The organism is Simplicispira piscis, from assembly GCF_054783455.1.
On the sequence record NZ_BAAGQN010000012.1, the window covers coordinates 6,157 to 22,288 of the forward strand.

Consider the following 16,132-nt stretch of genomic DNA (forward strand, 5'->3'; position numbering starts at 1 on the left):
CACCGTCGAGCGCCCACTGCGCGATGAAGCAGGTAACGTGGTGCTGGGTATCAAGGGCAAGCAAAAGGGCAAGCCCCAGCCCGATAGCGCGCTGCGTGACACCGAGAACGTGCCCTACACCGAAGACGTGTGCGAGTATTTCAAACGCGAGGTGCTGCCCCATGCGCCTGACGCCTGGATTGACGCCGAGAAGACCAAGGTGGGCTACGAAATTCCGTTCAATCGGCACTTCTACGTCTTCAAGCCACCGCGCCCGCTGGCCGAGATAGACGCCGAACTAAAAACAACTACCGACCGCATCCTGGACATGATCAAGGGGCTGTCGGCATGAGCTTTCCGAGATACCCTGAGTACAAGGATAGTGGGGTGGAGTGGCTGGGGGAGGTGCCGGCGCATTGGATGGTTGCGCCGTTGAAGCGCGAATTCTCAGTGACGCTCGGAAAGATGCTGCAGCCAGATTCAAGTGACCCTGAAGATGAGTTGCTACCGTACTTACGGGCGGCAAATATTCAATGGGCTGGAGTTGACGTTTCAGACATCAAGCAGATGTGGCTATCGCCGCGTGATCGGTCGCAACTAGCACTTCAGCTTGGCGATCTTCTGGTGAGCGAGGGGGGGGATGTAGGCAGGTCATGCCTATGGGGTGAGGAAATTGCCAATTGCTCGTTCCAAAATTCAGTGAACCGTGTTCGAGCGATTCAGGAAGGTTCCACTCGGTTTCTCTACTACTGGATGTCCACAATCAAGGGCAAAGGGTACGTTGATGTGCTCTGCAATAAATCCACGATTGCGCACTTCACGGCTGAGAAGGTTGCAGCCGTTCCGGTCCCTTTTCCGACGCAATCAGAACAGATTGGAATCGCCACCTTCCTCGACCGCGAAACCGCCCAGATCGACGCGCTGGTGGCCGAGCAGGAAAAGCTGATCGCCTTGCTGCAGGAAAAGCGCCAGGCCGTCATCTCCCACGCCGTGACCAAAGGGCTAGACCCGAACGCGCCGATGAAGGACTCGGGCGTGGAGTGGCTGGGGGAGGTGCCAGAGCATTGGAGTGTTGGCAAATGCGGTTTCTATATGCGAATCCTCTCTGGATTTCCATTCCCTTCAAGCGGATTTACAGAAGATGATTCAAATCACCGCTTGCTCCGCGGTGCGAATGTCGGTGTTTCACGACTTAAATGGGATGACACCGTGTACTGGCAACGATTGGAGGGCGACGGGCTTGATGAATACGAGATGTCCGAGGGAGACCTTGTCATCGGAATGGATCGCCCATTGATCGGCGAGGGAATGCGGGTCGCAAAGGTAACAGCAGAAGATTTGCCGTCATTGCTTCTTCAGCGCGTTGCGTCGCTGAAAGTAGGCGACAAGCTCAACGCAGACTACCTGCACTACTTGCTGTCATCTGAGATGTTTGTCGCGCACTTTTCACCCGAAACGACAGGTGTGAGCGTTCCACACATCAGCCCTGACCAAATTAACAAATTTATCATTCCCATTCCACCGATATCCGAGCAAATCGCCATCGTGAACGAGGTGAAGATGAGGCTCGCGCTGTTTGGTGGATTGATCGCTGAATCAGAAATTGCCGCCAGCTTGCTGCAAGAACGCCGCACCGCCCTGATCTCCGCCGCCGTCACCGGCCAAATCGACGTGCGTAGCCTGGCACCATTGGAAGCCGTATGAGCACCACGCCCAAGACCATCCAGATATTCCTCCCAGGCGGCAGCCCCACAGGCATCCGAGTCGCAGAAATCACCACGCGCATCGTCCAGGTCATCGACGTACCTCGAAAGCTGCTCTCGGACTTCTTGGAGATGCCGGAGAGCAATGAAGTCGCGGTCTACTTCCTCGTAGGCGAGTCGGACGACGGAACAGAGCTGAACGTGTATGTAGGCCAGACAGGCGATCTACGAAAGCGCCTTGCCAAGCACGACGCGGACAAACCGTTCTGGGAGCGCGCTTTGGTGCTCATCTCTCGCACTAAGTCCCTGACACAAACACACGGACTGTTTCTGGAATGGTGCAGCCTGCAGACCATTAGGAAAGTGAAACGGTACACGGATCTCAATGGAAACGGGGGATCGCGCCCGCACACCCCCGCCCCCATGGAAGCCGATTGCCTTGAAGTGTTTGAGACGGCTCGGACCCTGTTAGCAACCCTGGGTCATCCAATGTTTGACCCTGTCGCGCAGGCACCCCAAGATACGCCACCACAAGACTATCTCTTTTGTACGGTCAGTGGAGTGGATGGCCGTGGCCTGTACACGCAAGAGGGATTCGTGGTCTTGGCTGGATCGGTGGGACGCAAAGAGAACATGCAGTCCATCGCAGGCACGAGCAACGCAAGCTTTAGAGACAAACTGGTGGCCAACGGCACGCTCAGTGTGAACGGCGATGCTGTGGTCTTCACCAAGAATCACCTGTTTCGATCTCCCAGCATGGCGGCGGTGGCGCTGCTCGGTACGACGGCCAATGGCTGGAATGTCTGGAAGGACAAAGACGGAAAAACCTTGGACGCCTTGAAGCGCCAAGCGATAGGCACCTGAGAACAACGAAAGCGGCTGAGGGTAAGGGATGGCACTGCACAACGAAATTCAGTTCGAGCTCGATATTTGCAATCACTTGGCCGCCAATGGTTGGCTGTATGGAGCGCCAGGCAGTGACGGCGATGCCAGTGGCTACGACACCCCTCGCGCCCTCTTCCCCGCCGACTTGCTGTCTTGGCTTCAAGCCACACAGCCCGCTGCTTGGGACGCTCTTTCCAAGACCCATGGCGCCTCTGCGGAAGCCATGCTGCTCGACCGCCTGCGCAAGGCCTTGGACGAACGGGGCACCCTGGAAGTGCTGCGGGTGGGTATCGATATGCTGGGTCTCAAAGTCCCCCTGAAGCTCGCCCAGTTCAAGCCTGCGCTGGCGATGAACCCCGATTTGCAGTCCCGCTATGCAGCCAACCGCCTTCGCGTGGTGCGCCAGTGCCGCACCAACCACGACGACATCATTGACCTGGTGCTGTTCCTGAACGGCATTCCTGTGGCCACGGCGGAGCTCAAAACCGACTTTACGCAGGACATCAATGCGGCTGTAGACCAGTACCGCTTTGACCGCCTTCCCAAGCCCAAAGGCAAGAACACCACAGAACCTTTGCTGGACTTCCCACGTGGCGCATTGGTGCACTTTGCGGTCAGCAACCGCACGGTGATGATGACCACCAAGCTGCAAGGGCCTGCCACCTATTTCCTGCCCTTCAACCTCGGAGACCAAGGTGGTGCGGGCAATCCGGCCAACCCCCGGGGTCACCGCACGGCGTACTTGTGGGAGCAGGTGTGGCAGCGAGATAGTTGGCTGGAGATTCTGGGGCGCTACCTTGTGACCCAACGGGATGCCAAGAAAAAGATCAAAGCCATTCTGTTCCCACGCTTCCACCAACTCGATGCGACACGGGCATTGGTTCGAGCCGTGATCGCTGAAGGGCCGGGTCAGAAGTACCTGATCCAGCACAGCGCGGGCTCGGGCAAGACCAATTCCATCGCCTGGACAGCCCACTTCCTGGCGGATCTGCACGACGCCCAGAACAACAAGGTATTCAGCACGGTGCTGGTGGTCAGTGACCGCAACGTGCTAGACGCCCAGTTACAAGAGGCCATTTTTGATTTCGAGCGGACGGCTGGCGTGGTCGCCACCATCAAGGGAGAGAGCGCCAGCAAAAGTGGCGAACTGGCTGCCGCCCTGTCGGGTAGCAAGAAGATTGTGGTCTGCACCATCCAGACCTTCCCGTTTGCGCTCAAGGCGGTACAGGAACTGGCAGCAACCCAAGGTAAGCGCTTCGCCGTCATCGCCGATGAAGCGCACAGCAGCCAGACTGGCGAGGCGGCGTCCAAGCTCAAACAGCTCCTGAGCTCGGAGGAGCTCAAGGACCTGGCTGATGGTGGAGAAGTCAGTACGGAAGACCTGCTGGCGATCCAGATGGCGGCACGAGCTGGGCAGGATGCAGGCATCACCTATGTGGCTTTTACCGCCACTCCCAAGGCGAAGACCCTGGAGTTGTTTGGACGCAGACCGAATCCAGATCAGCCCGCAGGCCAGGGCAATCTACCTGCTGCGTTTCACGTCTATTCGATGCGCCAGGCCATCGAGGAGGGCTTCATCCTGGACGTGCTCAAGAACTACACCCCCTACAAGCTGGCTTTCAAGCTCGCCCACAATGGTCAAGAATGGGATGAAAAATCCGTAGAGCGCAACGAGGCCATGAAAGGACTCATGCGCTGGGTACGTCTGCACCCCTACAACGTCAGCCAGAAGGTGGCGGTTGTAGTGGAGCATTTTCGTGAAAACGTACAGCCTCTCCTGAATGGAAATGCCAAAGCGATGGTGGTGGTGGGCAGTCGCGTTGAAGCTGTGCGCTGGAAGCTGGCAATTGACAGGTACATCAACGACTACGGCTACAAACTCGACTCGTTGGTTGCCTTCTCTGGCGAGGTCAACGACCCGGAATGCTCGCCCGATCCTGTCACCGAAGTCAGTGCCAAACTCAACCCCAATCTCAAGGGGCGGGATATCCGCGATGCCTTCGCCGCAGACGAATACCAGATCCTGCTCGTCGCGAACAAATTCCAGACGGGGTTTGACCAGCCGCTGCTATGCGGTATGTACGTGGACAAGCGTTTGGCGGGCATCCAGGCGGTGCAAACGTTGAGCAGGTTGAATCGCGCCTACAACGGCCCCCATGGGCTCAAAGACACGACCTACATCCTCGATTTCGTCAACGACCCAGATGAAGTTCTTGCTGCGTTTCAGACGTACTACGAAACAGCTGAGTTGGCAGGCGTCACCGACCCTCATTTGATCTACGACTTGCGCGCCAAATTGGACGGCAGTGGGCACTACGATGAATATGAGGTGGACCGCGTGGCTGTCGTGGAGCTCAACCCTAACGCGTCGCAATCGATGTTGGTCGCAGCCATCGAGCCTGTGGCGGACAGACTGCTCAAGCGGTACAAGGCAGCGCATCAGACTTTCGTCACTGAAGAGTCCAAGAAACCCGGCAGTGCAGAGGCCAAGGCAGCCAAAGATGAGCTCAACGCCCTGACCCTGTTCAAGCGTGACCTCGGAACCTTCGTGCGCGTATACGCGTTCCTCAGCCAAATGTTTGACTATGGCAACACTGCTATAGAGAAGCGAGCCATCTTCTTCAAACGCCTACTGCCACTGCTGGATTTTGGCCGCGAGCGCGAAGGAGTTGACTTATCCAAGGTCGTCCTCACCCACCACAAGCTCAAAGAGCTTGGCAAGCGCGATCTCCCGCTGGATGAGGAAAGCGATACCGATACGAAGCTCAAGCCGCTGACGGACACAGGCGGCGGCGAGGTGCAGGAGCCCCTGAAGGTGAAGCTCTCTGAAATCCTGTCCAAGGTGAATGATCTGTTCGAGGGTGAACTCACGGACGACGACAAACTCGTCTATGTGAACAACGTCCTCAAGGGCAAGTTGCTCGAATCTGACCTGCTGCACCAGCAGGCCATGAACAACACCAAGGAACAGTTTGCGAACTCACCCGATCTGGCCAGCGAGATCATGAACGCCATCATGGACGCACTGGCAGCCCACGGAACCATGAGCAAACAGGCACTTGGGTCAGATCGTGTTCGAACGGGGCTCAAGGATGTTTTGCTTGGGCCTGCGGGGTTGTATGAGGCACTGAGGGAGCGTGGTACACCCTAAGTCAAGCTCGATGAATTCGAGAATCATCCGAAAATAGTTGAGGAGGACAGCGATGAAACTGGTTAAAGCGCGCGTTCAAAACTATCGATCAGTCGAGGACAGCGGTACGTTCGAAATAGGAGATCTCACTTGCCTCGTCGGCAAGAACGAGGCGGGAAAAACAGCCATCCTGAGCGCACTTCGTGGGTTGAGGCCATCAAAATCACAGTCATTCGATATTGATGAGACCATCGATTATCCGCGCCGCTTTTCTACTCGCTTTGACGAACGACACCCGGATGGCGAAGCAGAAGTCATTAGGACATGGTGGAAGCTCGATCCTGGTGACATCTTGGCAGTGGAGAGACGCTTCGGGCCTGGAGCATTGAAGAGCGATAGTTTTGAAGTCCACTACGGATTTCGCTACGACGACGAGAAGCGGCAATGGAAGATCGACGTCGATGATGCTAAGTGTCTGGAGCATCTAGTCAACAAACACGCCCTGGACGCTACCGAAAGGAACATTCTCCACAACGTTGCAAATGGTCAGGAGGCGACAAAGGCACTTTCTGGACTGGCAGAGCCAACAGCCAAGCAGTCCGCTCTTCTAGAAGACCTTAAAAAGGTGCGCGAGTCGCGCTTCGTACAAGGCATCATCGACATCTTGGAAGCTAGGCAGCCACGATTCTTTTTCACATCGCATTTCGAGCGGATGTCTGGGATCGTATCGCTCAATCAGCTCCAGCAGGACAGGCAACACAACAAGGTTACCGTCGGCGACAAAATCTTCTTGTCCTTCTTGGAATACGCGGGGACGACGCTGGAAGAGCTTATCGGTGCTGATCGGCGAGAGGCGTTAAAGGCCAAGTGCGAGGCGGCAAGCAACGAGATCACAGAGGAGATTTTTCAGTTCTGGAGCCAGAACAATGCGTTGGAGGTGGTCATTGAGATCGACTCCGGAAAACCCAGCGATCAACCCCCGTTCAATACAGGAGTGGTCGCAGACATACGCATACGAAATACCAATCACAAGGCAACATTGCCGCTGTCAGAGCGCAGCGCAGGGTTCGTGTGGTTCTTCTCCTTTTTGGCTCAATTCAAGCAACTTAAAAAGACAGAGAACAACGCCATCATCTTGCTGGACGAACCCGGTCTGACACTTCATGGCAAGGCGCAAGGAGACCTACTGCGCTACATCGTTGAAAGGCTGCTGCCGGATCATCAGGTCATCTTCACGACCCATTCGCCTTTCATGGTTCCGATGGATCGATTGGGTGATGTGCGCATCGTAGAGGATGTCATCCTGTACAACCAGCGAACTGGCAGACCGGAGCTCAAAGGCACGAAAATTCACTCCGATGTCCTTGAAGTCAGCGATGACACCCTGTTCCCCTTGCAAGGCGCTCTAGGCTATGAGGTCACGCAGTCGATGTTTATCGGCTCACACACTTGGCTTGTCGAAGGCCCATCAGACATCCTGTACCTTCAAACGCTTTCCCAGGCGCTACGAAAAAGAAACCGCGAGGGTATTGACCGCCGCTGGACACTGTGTCCTTCTGGAGGAATCGACAAGATTGCCCCCTTCGTCCGGCTGTTCGGCGGCAATCACATCGACATCGCGGTTCTGTCGGATGTGGCCAACGCGGAAAAGAAAAAAATCGAGGCCGTCAAAAGAGAACAGATTCTGAAGGCGGGCCGCTTTTTCACTGCGGCAGACTTCGTTGGCCAGCAAGAGGCCGATGTGGAGGACATCTTCGATCCCGAGTTGTTTGCCGAAATTCTCAATGGCGCCTACAAGCCGCCAGTCGGTAAAGAAGTCTCCAAAGATGAACTCGCAGCTGCGGCGGAGACCGAGCGAATAGTGAAGAAGGCAGAAGCTCTCTTCAAGTTGATGCCACCGGAAGTACCGGAATTTGATCACTTTGGCCCTGCTCGCTGGCTGCTCGACAATCCGCAAGTTTTAGATCAAGACTCTCCTGCCGTCTTGGCTACTCTGGAGAGGGCAGAGAAAATTTTCGCGACTTTTAATGCTCTGCTTGTGTAATCAGTGAGTTGTGATGAAGTTAGCTTGAGTCTTACAGTCAAATTTCACCAATTCCTCATTTTTTTACGCCCTCTTCCCATGCAGCGAATCCAAGCCGAGCGTTGGCGTTGGGGAATGCAGAAATGTGCGTAGCCCGCCAACGGACAGGGGTCAGGATGATTTGCTCAGGATGTGTCACGCCACGAGTTCTCAAGAATTTCGTCTCCAACCGAGGGGCACTGGGCCAGTGCTTGTATTGCGGAAAGGTAGATCTCGCCACGCACCGCCATGTGTTTTTCGACCATATCCTAGAACTAGTTGACGAGAACGTTGCTACCGAAGAAGACCTGACCCACTACGAGTTGGGTCTGATCTACGAATGCGGGTACGACCAAATTAGTCTAGATAGTATCGATATCGTTTTGGCCGAGTGGTTCGAACTTGCGAAAGAGGTCTACTTCGATGATCTTATGGCCTATCTTCCAAAGCCGTACCTGAAGACCGACGATGGCCGCGAAAGGCACTACTACTACGACGACGGAAGCCTTGAGTTGAACCTCTACGAGGCGGAGTGGGAGAAGTTCGTCGCCAGCATCAGGCACACGCACCGATTCTTCAACCCCGGAGCCAAGGGCTTTCTCGATTCCGTCTTCAGCTTGCTGACGGATGCTGACAAGAAGCTAAAGCCTGAAGTCACTCGCATCATCCCCAGGGGGAATCCGCTTTACAGGGCCAGGACGGCACAGACCTACGATGCAGCCAAGAAGATCGCAGCGAGTCCGCACTCGGAACTCGGCCCTACTCCGAAGGACAAGGCCAGCAGCCAGCGGATGACCCCCAGCGGAATTTCAGCCCTCTACTTTGCTTTGGACAGGGAAACATGCCTAAGCGAGATTCGCTCCATCACGGGGGACAACGTGGTTAGCGGGGCTATGACACCGACCACAGAGCTGGTCCTGTTGGACCTCACGAAGCTGGATTTCGTCGAGCCCATCAAACTGACTATCTTCAATAAAGGCTACCGCGAAGCCCTCCACCTGAAGACATTCATGAAGTCGCTGGTGAAGAAGATGTCTAAGCCTCGAGGTCGCAACGACGATCTGAGCTACTTGTCAACGCAAGTGCTCTTCGAGTATCTGCGACTTGAGTTCGGCAAGCAGGTTGACGGCCTAGTATTTCCTTCCGTGCAGACGGCGGAGATTGGAACCAACGTCGTTCTGTTCCCTGAAGCTAGTGTCATTAGCGAAGAGCATTTCCAAGCGGAGGGCAAACAGCCCAAGTTCCGCGAGGACGAAAAACTGGCCTTCGTAGACAAGTCGCTTCGTTTCCACCAGGTCACAGCCATAAAGACGGACGCCACCGAGTACGATGATATTTACGGGCTCTTCATGAGTGATCAGACCCGCAGTCGTCTTGGATTGCCGCCACGATGAGTCGCATTCACACGCTCAACGCACGTGGCAACTTGCTCTTGGGGTCAATCAGGGAGCACTACAAATGGACGGACACCACCACCTTTGTAGAGATCCAACGGATTCATTATGACTTCTTGGGCATCCTCAGAGCCAAGGGCATCAACTACGACGAACTGAGAAATGCCTTGACCCCCCAGACTGGTAAGCACGAGGCGGCGTTCCTGTTTGATGAGCACCGCTGCAATCCCAATCGGATTGCTGGTGTCGATGCGGCCGATGCCGTCTTCAAGCTTCTACCCGCTGGCACTACCCACAGTGTTCTTGGCGGCGAGTTAATCGGGGACGACCGTGATCAGTTCGCGCGCAAGTTGCTAAAGGAGAAAGCCGTCATCGTCAAAGACTTGGCCTTCCAGCACCCGACCTTCTGCTTTGTCGTGTATGTCAACAACCTCTCTGCGGCAACTCTGGCAGGTATGCATGAACGTTTGAAGGATCACTCGGGCTACCTTGGCTATGTGCCTTGTACTTATGCCAGCCTGACCAAGACTTTTGTGACCATGTACCTGATGAACTTCGGCCTCAGGCACAAGAACATCATGATCCTTGGTCACGAGGATGACCGACCCAACACCGAGAATTGCAATCTGCACTTACATGACTACACGGCCTTGGGACTCAAAATCCGTAGCATTCAGCTCATGTACTTCGGCATTTTTCTCGCCTACAAGCCCGAGCAGCTGCTGCTGCAGGAGACTGATGGCGATCTTGAGATTGCCGTTCGTGCGATGTCAAAAGAGGTGGCCGACTTCGGTGACTTCAACGTCTACATTGAGGATGCGAAGTTCACATATCTAACCACGGCAAAGGATGGCAAACTGGCTCTGGCAGGACTTAATACCTTGACCAAGCCAGAGTTGGAACAAGCCATCAAGTCCAAGATGAGGTCGAGCTATCTTTACAGCTTGGATTGGCGCGACGTGCAAGCAACCGATTCATCGGCTGGCTATCGAGGCAGCTTCTTCAACATCATGTTGGAGTTTCCTCGTGAACTTGGCGATCCTGAACGGGTGACCGTTGCTCTTGAATACCGGCCCACCACCAAGACCCTCCGTGTCCTGACAATGACCTAGGATTTGCCGGTCTGCCATCACTTGAACTAGCGCCTCTATTGCCGCAGCGCAATCGCGTGACGCGAGCAGCGTTAAGCCCATTCGACTCCGCTCACTCGCTCCCTTTCGGTGGCTTGAGCAACATCCAAGGCTCCACATCCAGCGCCTGCGCAAAGCGCTCGATGTTGGACAGCGACACGTTCCAACGCGAGCGCTCCACAGCTGACACATAGGTGCGATCCAACTCGCACTCCATCGCAAGCCGCTCTTGCGACCACCCTTTTTCCACTCGCTTTAGGCGCATCCAATACGCCAGCACGTCCCGAAGATTGGAGGGATCGGGCAGCGAAGTGGGTGCTTGGGGCTTGGCGAACACCGAGCAAGGATGCTTTTCTTATAAATTTGCATCTACGGTGTTTGCTTCACATATGGACTCAGCAAGTCAGCAAGAAGCAGAGCTTGGGAGGGGCTGAATGTGCGTCAAACACGCGGTTCCTGCATCGACAAAACGCAGCATCGAACTGTGAGCAACGCAATGGAAGAAGAAATCCAAGAAATCCTCGCGACCTACCGGTCCAGCATCAACGACGACAAGATCCTCTTCTCTCCGCACATCCCACCCAAGAAGCTGACAAACGCCGTCTCCGAGTTCGGTGGCAATGACGGCGTGGACGATGTGCTGGCGTTGATCGACAACACCGTCTTTGGCAATGCGAAGGACGGCCTGCTGCTGACCCGATCAGCCCTGCATGCGCACAACATCATGGAAACGCCTTTCCATTTGCTCCTCAGAGACATCAAGGATCTACAGTTTCAAGGTGGCCGACTGGAAAGCGTGGTGACGATCAACGGCACGTATGTCTTCAGGTCCAACGTGCCCAAGAGCTCCAACGTCGCACTCTTCGCAGAAATGCTGATCGCCATCGTGGACACCGTCAAACGGCATGCGTCGAATTCCAGCCCTTCTCAACGCGCCAAAGAGTTGCTGCGGGAACTGAAAGAACTCTTCGACGAAGGCCTCCTGACAGAGGCGGAATACACCCAAAAGCGTCAGGTCCTGGTGGCCCAAATCTGAAAGTCTCTCGATGAAAGCTCTCCTGCTGCTCTTAATCCCCGTTTACGTACTGCTCTGGCTGATCTGTTTCGGTCACTGCGTCGTCAAAAAGAAACCCATCGGCTTTCTGATCCTGATCTTCTCGAACCCGTTCGCCCCCCTGGTGTACTACGTGTTCTACCTACGAAAATAGTCTCTACTGGGTCACGCCGTTCCTCAAAGATCGTGCGACGCGCATGACCATGCCCCAACGAAACCCGTGCATCCCCAGAAGTGCGTGGCGAGCATGGCACCGGTAAATGGCGTGGTAGCTGCGGCGCCAGCCCAGGCCCAGGCCCAGGCACAGGCCCAGGCTCACTTTGTTCGAGATGGCGTCGGGTCGTCCTTAGAGCGAGCCTCTTGACTTGATTGACGTAGTCGTAGTGAAAAGCCACCTGAGCACAGGCGGCTCAACCATTCCGGTGGAGCCGCCTACTTGATTGCTCGCGTGCAATCCACAAACTGCTGCAGAGGCCCGGAGATCCCCGCGAGCCCCACTGACACAAGCCCTGCGCCGGGCGCTGATACCCGCAAGGTCTGTTTGTCTGCCATTAGTCCCAGAAAAATCGCTGTGACTGCCACTGGCAATTCAGCATCAAGAATCGGACCATCGCCATAGGCTTCAATCTGCAGGGGCTTCTTGTCGTCAAAGTCGATCGTGGCCTTGTGCTTACTTTCGGGCTTGTACTTCCAGCGCGTGTCGTACAGGGTGATGGTCAGGTGATCGCGGTTAGCCATGGCCTTAATCGCAATGTTGCGTGCGCTTCGCTTCACGTTGTCAGCCGCCGAGAGTGCGCATACCGGCGTGCCGCGATTGGTTTTGACCTTGCTGAACTCCCAAGGCGTGAAGCCTGTTGGAGAATTGGTCGCTGCTGGGGGCTGTGAGTCGCCCACTGACTTGAACTCCGAGTTGTGGACGCGGCTCGTGCGCACAATGCCATCATCAAAGCTCTTGATCTTGAAAATGACGAAGCCATCCATACCGGCACTCCAGCATCCGGCTCCGTAGGGCATTTCCTTGCCGTCCTTTTCAGCACGGGCAATGGCGGCCATGTCGTTGCGGCCGGTGCACTCCTGCAGGCGCGCGGGCTCGTCGTATATCTCGAAGATGATCTTGCCACCACCACGGTGCAAAACTGCTGTAGAAGTGAGCCCGGCGTCGGCAAATCCGACAGTGAAGAGAAGGCAGGCGGCTAGAACTGGGGATCGAGAAAAGCGCATGTTTCGGCGGGGATACAGTTTGTAACGTCCATCATAGGCGCCCCGCTGATTCGCAAAGGCGGGTTGCCAGCCATTCCGTGAAGGAATCAACGCTATCGCGCGTTCGATGAAATGGCGCCGCCTTATATATCCTCTCGCTCCTGCTCACGGCGGCGTATATGCTCTTCCAATCGAAGAAGCACAGGATGCTGCTGGTCGTACACCTTGCGCGTCTGCAGCATGTATCCGAAGTCCTGCACCAGTAGGTCAAAAAAGTCCTCTTCGCGACTGCAAAAATGCAGATACCGATAGAGATCTGTCTCTGCCAAATGACAGATGATCTTCCTCGCACCGGTTGCCAATGGAAGGATCGCAGAAGCATATCTACCAAGGTCGTCTGCTATCGTTTCATGAGTAACGATCACAAAAATCGCATTCCTGTCCTTCTGAGGAACAGACGCATGGAACTTGCGGTCTGCCTTAAGTGCGATGGCAAAATTCTCGCCCTCCAGCACGTAATCCATGCACCTCTGAGTTTGTCTGAGTGCACGATCAACATGCTGAACGAGAGTCGTCCGAAGCCTTTGGATATCCCTTTGTGCAACGGTCTCCGTGTTTGGGCTGGACTTGAACTCGAAGAAATAATTCGCCAACCTCCCCGTAGCGAGGGTGTCGCTTAATTCCTCCATATTGGGCAGCTTCAAAGGGTTCAAGAAGACCTTTTCACCGCCAAAAAGCTTGGCGATTTCCTCCGCGAGATCCGGCTCTTGTCGATCGCCTGGATGCGAGTACTCCAGTGTTGCGTGCCGCACGTGCTCGCCATAAAACTGGTTCTTAATGCCGACGTGGAGCATCACCAAGTCGCTGGGGTGCAGTAACTCATGAATGGCGATCTCGAAGGCGCGGCGATCTTCGCGTGACCCACTATGTGAGAACCAGTTACGGGCCTGGTCAATGACATTTGAGACCGTCGTCCTAGACAGGCTCTTCGGTGGTAGGCGAAGTTTGCTAAGAAAACCCTGAATCTTCTTAATCTCAAGGGCGCCGGCAACTGCGGTAAGCCAAGGGCGGTTTTTCTCGTCCAGAAGGTACAAATCGAAGCGTGGCTCGGACAATACATCAAGCAGTACCCTCGCTGCATCGTCTTCATATAAAGGCGTCCACACCAGATTGGGCGTGTTCGTGCCATCGGGGAAGGCAGTGAGGAGGCAGTAGGTGGACACGCCATCACACTGCACAGGTGCGAAGTACAGCTTGAGCCCCGCGTGCGATTTGGCGGAAAGCAGAGCCCTTGCCGACGCCTTGATCACTAGGATCGATTGATCGCCCACTTTGAAAGCCAAGACACCCACTGGCATTTGGGCGACCAAGGCGTAGATGTCCGGATGTTGCAGATGTAGCAAGGTCCCTCCCACCGCAGAAACAAACATTGTTCAGGTTGACGAGAAGTTTATGCGTTGCCATCGGTGATGTTTAGGTCCCGCGCTCAATCATGGAACAGAGAGAATCCCAAGCCTCCGCAAGCGTCCAACCCGTGAAGATCGACTACTTCATCGCCGATGCGGGCGGCTGAGGCGCTGCAAGTTCGGAAAGAAAAAAGACCACCCCCAGCCAAGGCCTGGGATGGTCATGTAAGACGATGGTTCTCCGGGTCTTCAACCCCGTCATCCCGGGCTCGGCCTGAGCATCAGCACCCGCACCTCCTCCACAGCCGTCCAACTGCCATAGAGGCTGCGCAACTGCCGGTGGTTGCCTGGCACTGGTGAGGGGGTATCCAAGGATGCAGCCGGATCCAACCGCATCCCATACCCACATCCCCATACCGCCTCCACCTCCTGAGGCAGCAGCAGCACCGACTGTGGCTGGAATCGCCCCTCTGGCCTCGCCCGGTTGCCACTGTCTCCCGAGCCTTCCAATCCCTCAAGCCCGGCCACCACACGCCATTGCCAGGGTTCCTGTTCGGGACGTCCATTTGTTCCACTGGGTTCAACCTTCGGCTTGAACACGGAATCCCTTCGGCGCCGCCAAGCCAGCAGCGTGACGCCACCTTCCTTGCGGCAGTCCTCCATCGCATTGAGATCCAGCTCCGTACGCTCCAGAACAGAAACTTCTCGATGAACCGACTCTGCCGTTTGCATCCTGGACGACGGCAGCAGGCGACGAACCCACTCTGCCATTCGGTCGTCCAATTGCCGTCGCATAGTGGCCTGTGCGCCCTCACTATGCCCCGTCGCGGCAATGTTCTTCTCCCCAGCTTGGATCAGTGCACTCGCCACCTGTGCCAAACGCCGCACCCGTGGTCGCCACTGGGCCGGAGAGACATCTGGGCGCAGCAGACATGCTGCCTGCCACAGCGTAGACCAGAGAGTGTGGTGATCTCCTAGCGGTTCTTCCAAAGGGCATTTCAGCGGCAAACGGTGCAAGGCCGTGTTGGACACAGCATGCTGCAACGGGGGCCACGCCATGACCATCGGCGCGGTCTCCCACCGCAGCCCCGCCGTGTACACCTGCACCAACGATGCAGGGCGACTGGCGTGCCACCTCTCTGCTTTGTTAGCCGCTGCCATGGCCCACCCCCGCATCCACAATCGATCCCGAGCGAGCCCCGCTACCAGTGGGCGCCATACCCTGGGCCTTCAGCCGTTCCCCCAGCTTGTGGCCAAGGTTGCGGTGTGGTCCAGATTGCCTCTGTCGTGCGCTCTGTGGCTCCGACAGCATGTGCCCGGCACCTTGAGGGGCCTGGTCCAGTCTGTCTCCTGAGCTCCCTTCCGTGTCCGGATAAAACTCCTCGACCACAGCGGCCCCGTCCTCTTCGGATTCCTCAAACTCCCCAAGCGCAAACCCGGCCCTGGCCGCTTCATCCAGCGCCGCCTGGTCCATCCCCGCAGCCTTGCGAGCCTCCCATTCCGTCCGGGCACTGGCGATGGCCTGCGCCAGCGTGGTCTCCGCCCTGAGCGTCAGGTCTACGTAGTAGATCGGCGTGCGGTGCGACAACGTGGTGGATTTCCCGCGCAAACGCAGCTCCAGTGGCAAGGTGGACAACAAGCCACCCGACAGCGCATGGAAGTAGCGCAGCCGGGCCGAGAGCGTGCGGATGCTGTTGAACCCGGTGGTGCGCAGCACAAAGCTGCCCAGTTCATCACGCCCCGTTCCCTCCACATCGATACGCACATTCAAGCGTCCATAGGGCTTGCAGTTGCCGCCTTCGGCCAAGGGGCATGCCTGAGGTGACGGGCATGCGAAGCTCTGCATCCCGGACAGGGTGGCCCGCTTGCAGGTCTCCCCATTGCCCACACACAGGGGCCGCCCGGTGGCCCGGTCGAACATCGTGTAGTTCGCCCGCAGGCTCAGGTCCGGATCGTCAAACAGCAGGCGCACCGGAATACTGCGCAGCTTGGTGTTCTTATCCTTGCGCAACTCTTCATCGAGCGGATGGTTCACCCAGCCATCGCGGTTCTGTACCTGGCTGGTGATGGTGAATTCGTCATCCTTCTCCGGCAAGCGCTTGCCGTTCTTCTCCACGACTTTGCCAATCGATATCCGGCCTATGACCGGGGGTGTCAATGCCAAACCTTTGAGCATGGTGATTCCTTTC

At 56.2% G+C, this 16,132-nt stretch carries 12 protein-coding genes and 1 pseudogene; 8 read left to right on the forward strand and 5 right to left on the reverse strand.

What is annotated here, in order from left to right; genetic code table 11:
• The 7 genes and pseudogenes from ACYVOC_RS07225 to ACYVOC_RS07255 all read left to right on the forward strand — a co-directional run.
• Positions 1-331, forward strand: a pseudogene (locus ACYVOC_RS07225) (SAM-dependent DNA methyltransferase); the annotation flags it as partial.
• Positions 328-1,683: a restriction endonuclease subunit S gene (locus ACYVOC_RS07230; RefSeq protein ID WP_461161317.1), complete on the forward strand. Its 1,356-nt coding sequence runs from the start codon at positions 328-330 to the stop codon at positions 1,681-1,683. The pseudogene ACYVOC_RS07225 and the gene ACYVOC_RS07230, both read left to right, overlap by 4 nt.
• Complete coding sequence (locus ACYVOC_RS07235) at positions 1,680-2,546, forward strand: GIY-YIG nuclease family protein (protein WP_461161318.1); 867 nt, start codon at positions 1,680-1,682, stop codon at positions 2,544-2,546. The genes ACYVOC_RS07230 and ACYVOC_RS07235 overlap by 4 nt, the downstream gene beginning before the upstream one ends.
• A gap of 28 nt (positions 2,547-2,574) precedes the next feature.
• Positions 2,575-5,718 carry a type I restriction endonuclease subunit R gene (locus ACYVOC_RS07240; RefSeq protein ID WP_461161319.1) on the forward strand — a complete coding sequence of 1,048 codons (3,144 nt, stop codon included), beginning with the start codon at positions 2,575-2,577 and terminating at the stop codon, positions 5,716-5,718.
• A 52-nt stretch (positions 5,719-5,770) separates the two neighbouring features.
• Positions 5,771-7,741, forward strand: coding sequence for an AAA family ATPase (locus ACYVOC_RS07245; protein ID WP_461161320.1), 1,971 nt, complete (start codon positions 5,771-5,773; stop codon positions 7,739-7,741).
• Positions 7,742-8,010: 269 nt separating this feature from the next.
• A complete protein-coding gene (locus ACYVOC_RS07250) occupies positions 8,011-9,153 on the forward strand; it encodes an RES family NAD+ phosphorylase (RefSeq protein ID WP_461161321.1) in 1,143 nt (380 codons plus the stop codon).
• Positions 9,150-10,265, forward strand: coding sequence for a hypothetical protein (locus tag ACYVOC_RS07255; RefSeq protein WP_461161322.1), 1,116 nt, complete (start codon positions 9,150-9,152; stop codon positions 10,263-10,265). Before ACYVOC_RS07250 ends, ACYVOC_RS07255 begins: the two co-directional genes overlap by 4 nt.
• Positions 10,266-10,356: 91 nt before the next feature.
• Here the strand turns inward: ACYVOC_RS07255 and ACYVOC_RS07260 are convergent, their stop codons facing one another.
• A complete protein-coding gene (locus tag ACYVOC_RS07260) occupies positions 10,357-10,620 on the reverse strand; it encodes a helix-turn-helix domain-containing protein (protein ID WP_461161323.1) in 264 nt (87 codons plus the stop codon).
• A 159-nt stretch (positions 10,621-10,779) separates the two neighbouring features.
• Between ACYVOC_RS07260 and ACYVOC_RS07265 the strand changes: the two genes are divergently transcribed.
• The gene (locus ACYVOC_RS07265) at positions 10,780-11,319 is read left to right on the forward strand and encodes an SHOCT domain-containing protein (RefSeq protein ID WP_461161324.1); all 540 of its coding nucleotides are present in this window, start codon (positions 10,780-10,782) and stop codon (positions 11,317-11,319) included.
• Between the two features lie 450 nt (positions 11,320-11,769).
• Here ACYVOC_RS07265 and ACYVOC_RS07270 read toward each other — a convergent pair whose 3' ends face one another.
• From ACYVOC_RS07270 to ACYVOC_RS07285, 4 genes are all read right to left on the reverse strand, one after another.
• Positions 11,770-12,558, reverse strand: a complete 789-nt coding sequence (locus ACYVOC_RS07270; protein ID WP_461161325.1) for a hypothetical protein — start codon at positions 12,556-12,558, stop codon at positions 11,770-11,772.
• Between the two features lie 122 nt (positions 12,559-12,680).
• Positions 12,681-13,967, reverse strand: a complete 1,287-nt coding sequence (locus tag ACYVOC_RS07275; protein ID WP_461161326.1) for a hypothetical protein — start codon at positions 13,965-13,967, stop codon at positions 12,681-12,683.
• Positions 13,968-14,201: 234 nt separating this feature from the next.
• Positions 14,202-14,714, reverse strand: a complete 513-nt coding sequence (locus ACYVOC_RS07280; protein ID WP_461161327.1) for a hypothetical protein — start codon at positions 14,712-14,714, stop codon at positions 14,202-14,204.
• Positions 14,715-15,090: 376 nt separating this feature from the next.
• Positions 15,091-16,119: a recombination directionality factor gene (locus ACYVOC_RS07285; protein WP_461161328.1), complete on the reverse strand. Its 1,029-nt coding sequence runs from the start codon at positions 16,117-16,119 to the stop codon at positions 15,091-15,093.
• Between the last annotated feature and the right edge of the window lie 13 nt (positions 16,120-16,132).

Bases quoted from the DNA above. Each gene is read 5' to 3' on its own strand.
- ACYVOC_RS07230 (WP_461161317.1), top strand. From the start codon at position 328: ATGAGCTTTCCGAGATACCCTGAGTACAAGGATAGTGGGGTGGAGTGG.
- ACYVOC_RS07235 (WP_461161318.1), top strand. From the start codon at position 1,680: ATGAGCACCACGCCCAAGACCATCCAGATATTCCTCCCAGGCGGCAGC.
- ACYVOC_RS07240 (WP_461161319.1), top strand. From the start codon at position 2,575: ATGGCACTGCACAACGAAATTCAGTTCGAGCTCGATATTTGCAATCAC.
- ACYVOC_RS07245 (WP_461161320.1), top strand. From the start codon at position 5,771: ATGAAACTGGTTAAAGCGCGCGTTCAAAACTATCGATCAGTCGAGGAC.
- ACYVOC_RS07255 (WP_461161322.1), top strand. From the start codon at position 9,150: ATGAGTCGCATTCACACGCTCAACGCACGTGGCAACTTGCTCTTGGGG.
- ACYVOC_RS07265 (WP_461161324.1), top strand. From the start codon at position 10,780: ATGGAAGAAGAAATCCAAGAAATCCTCGCGACCTACCGGTCCAGCATC.
- ACYVOC_RS07270 (WP_461161325.1), bottom strand. From the start codon at position 12,558: ATGCGCTTTTCTCGATCCCCAGTTCTAGCCGCCTGCCTTCTCTTCACT.
- ACYVOC_RS07275 (WP_461161326.1), bottom strand. From the start codon at position 13,967: ATGTTTGTTTCTGCGGTGGGAGGGACCTTGCTACATCTGCAACATCCG.
- ACYVOC_RS07280 (WP_461161327.1), bottom strand. From the start codon at position 14,714: ATGGCAGAGTGGGTTCGTCGCCTGCTGCCGTCGTCCAGGATGCAAACG.
- ACYVOC_RS07285 (WP_461161328.1), bottom strand. From the start codon at position 16,119: ATGCTCAAAGGTTTGGCATTGACACCCCCGGTCATAGGCCGGATATCG.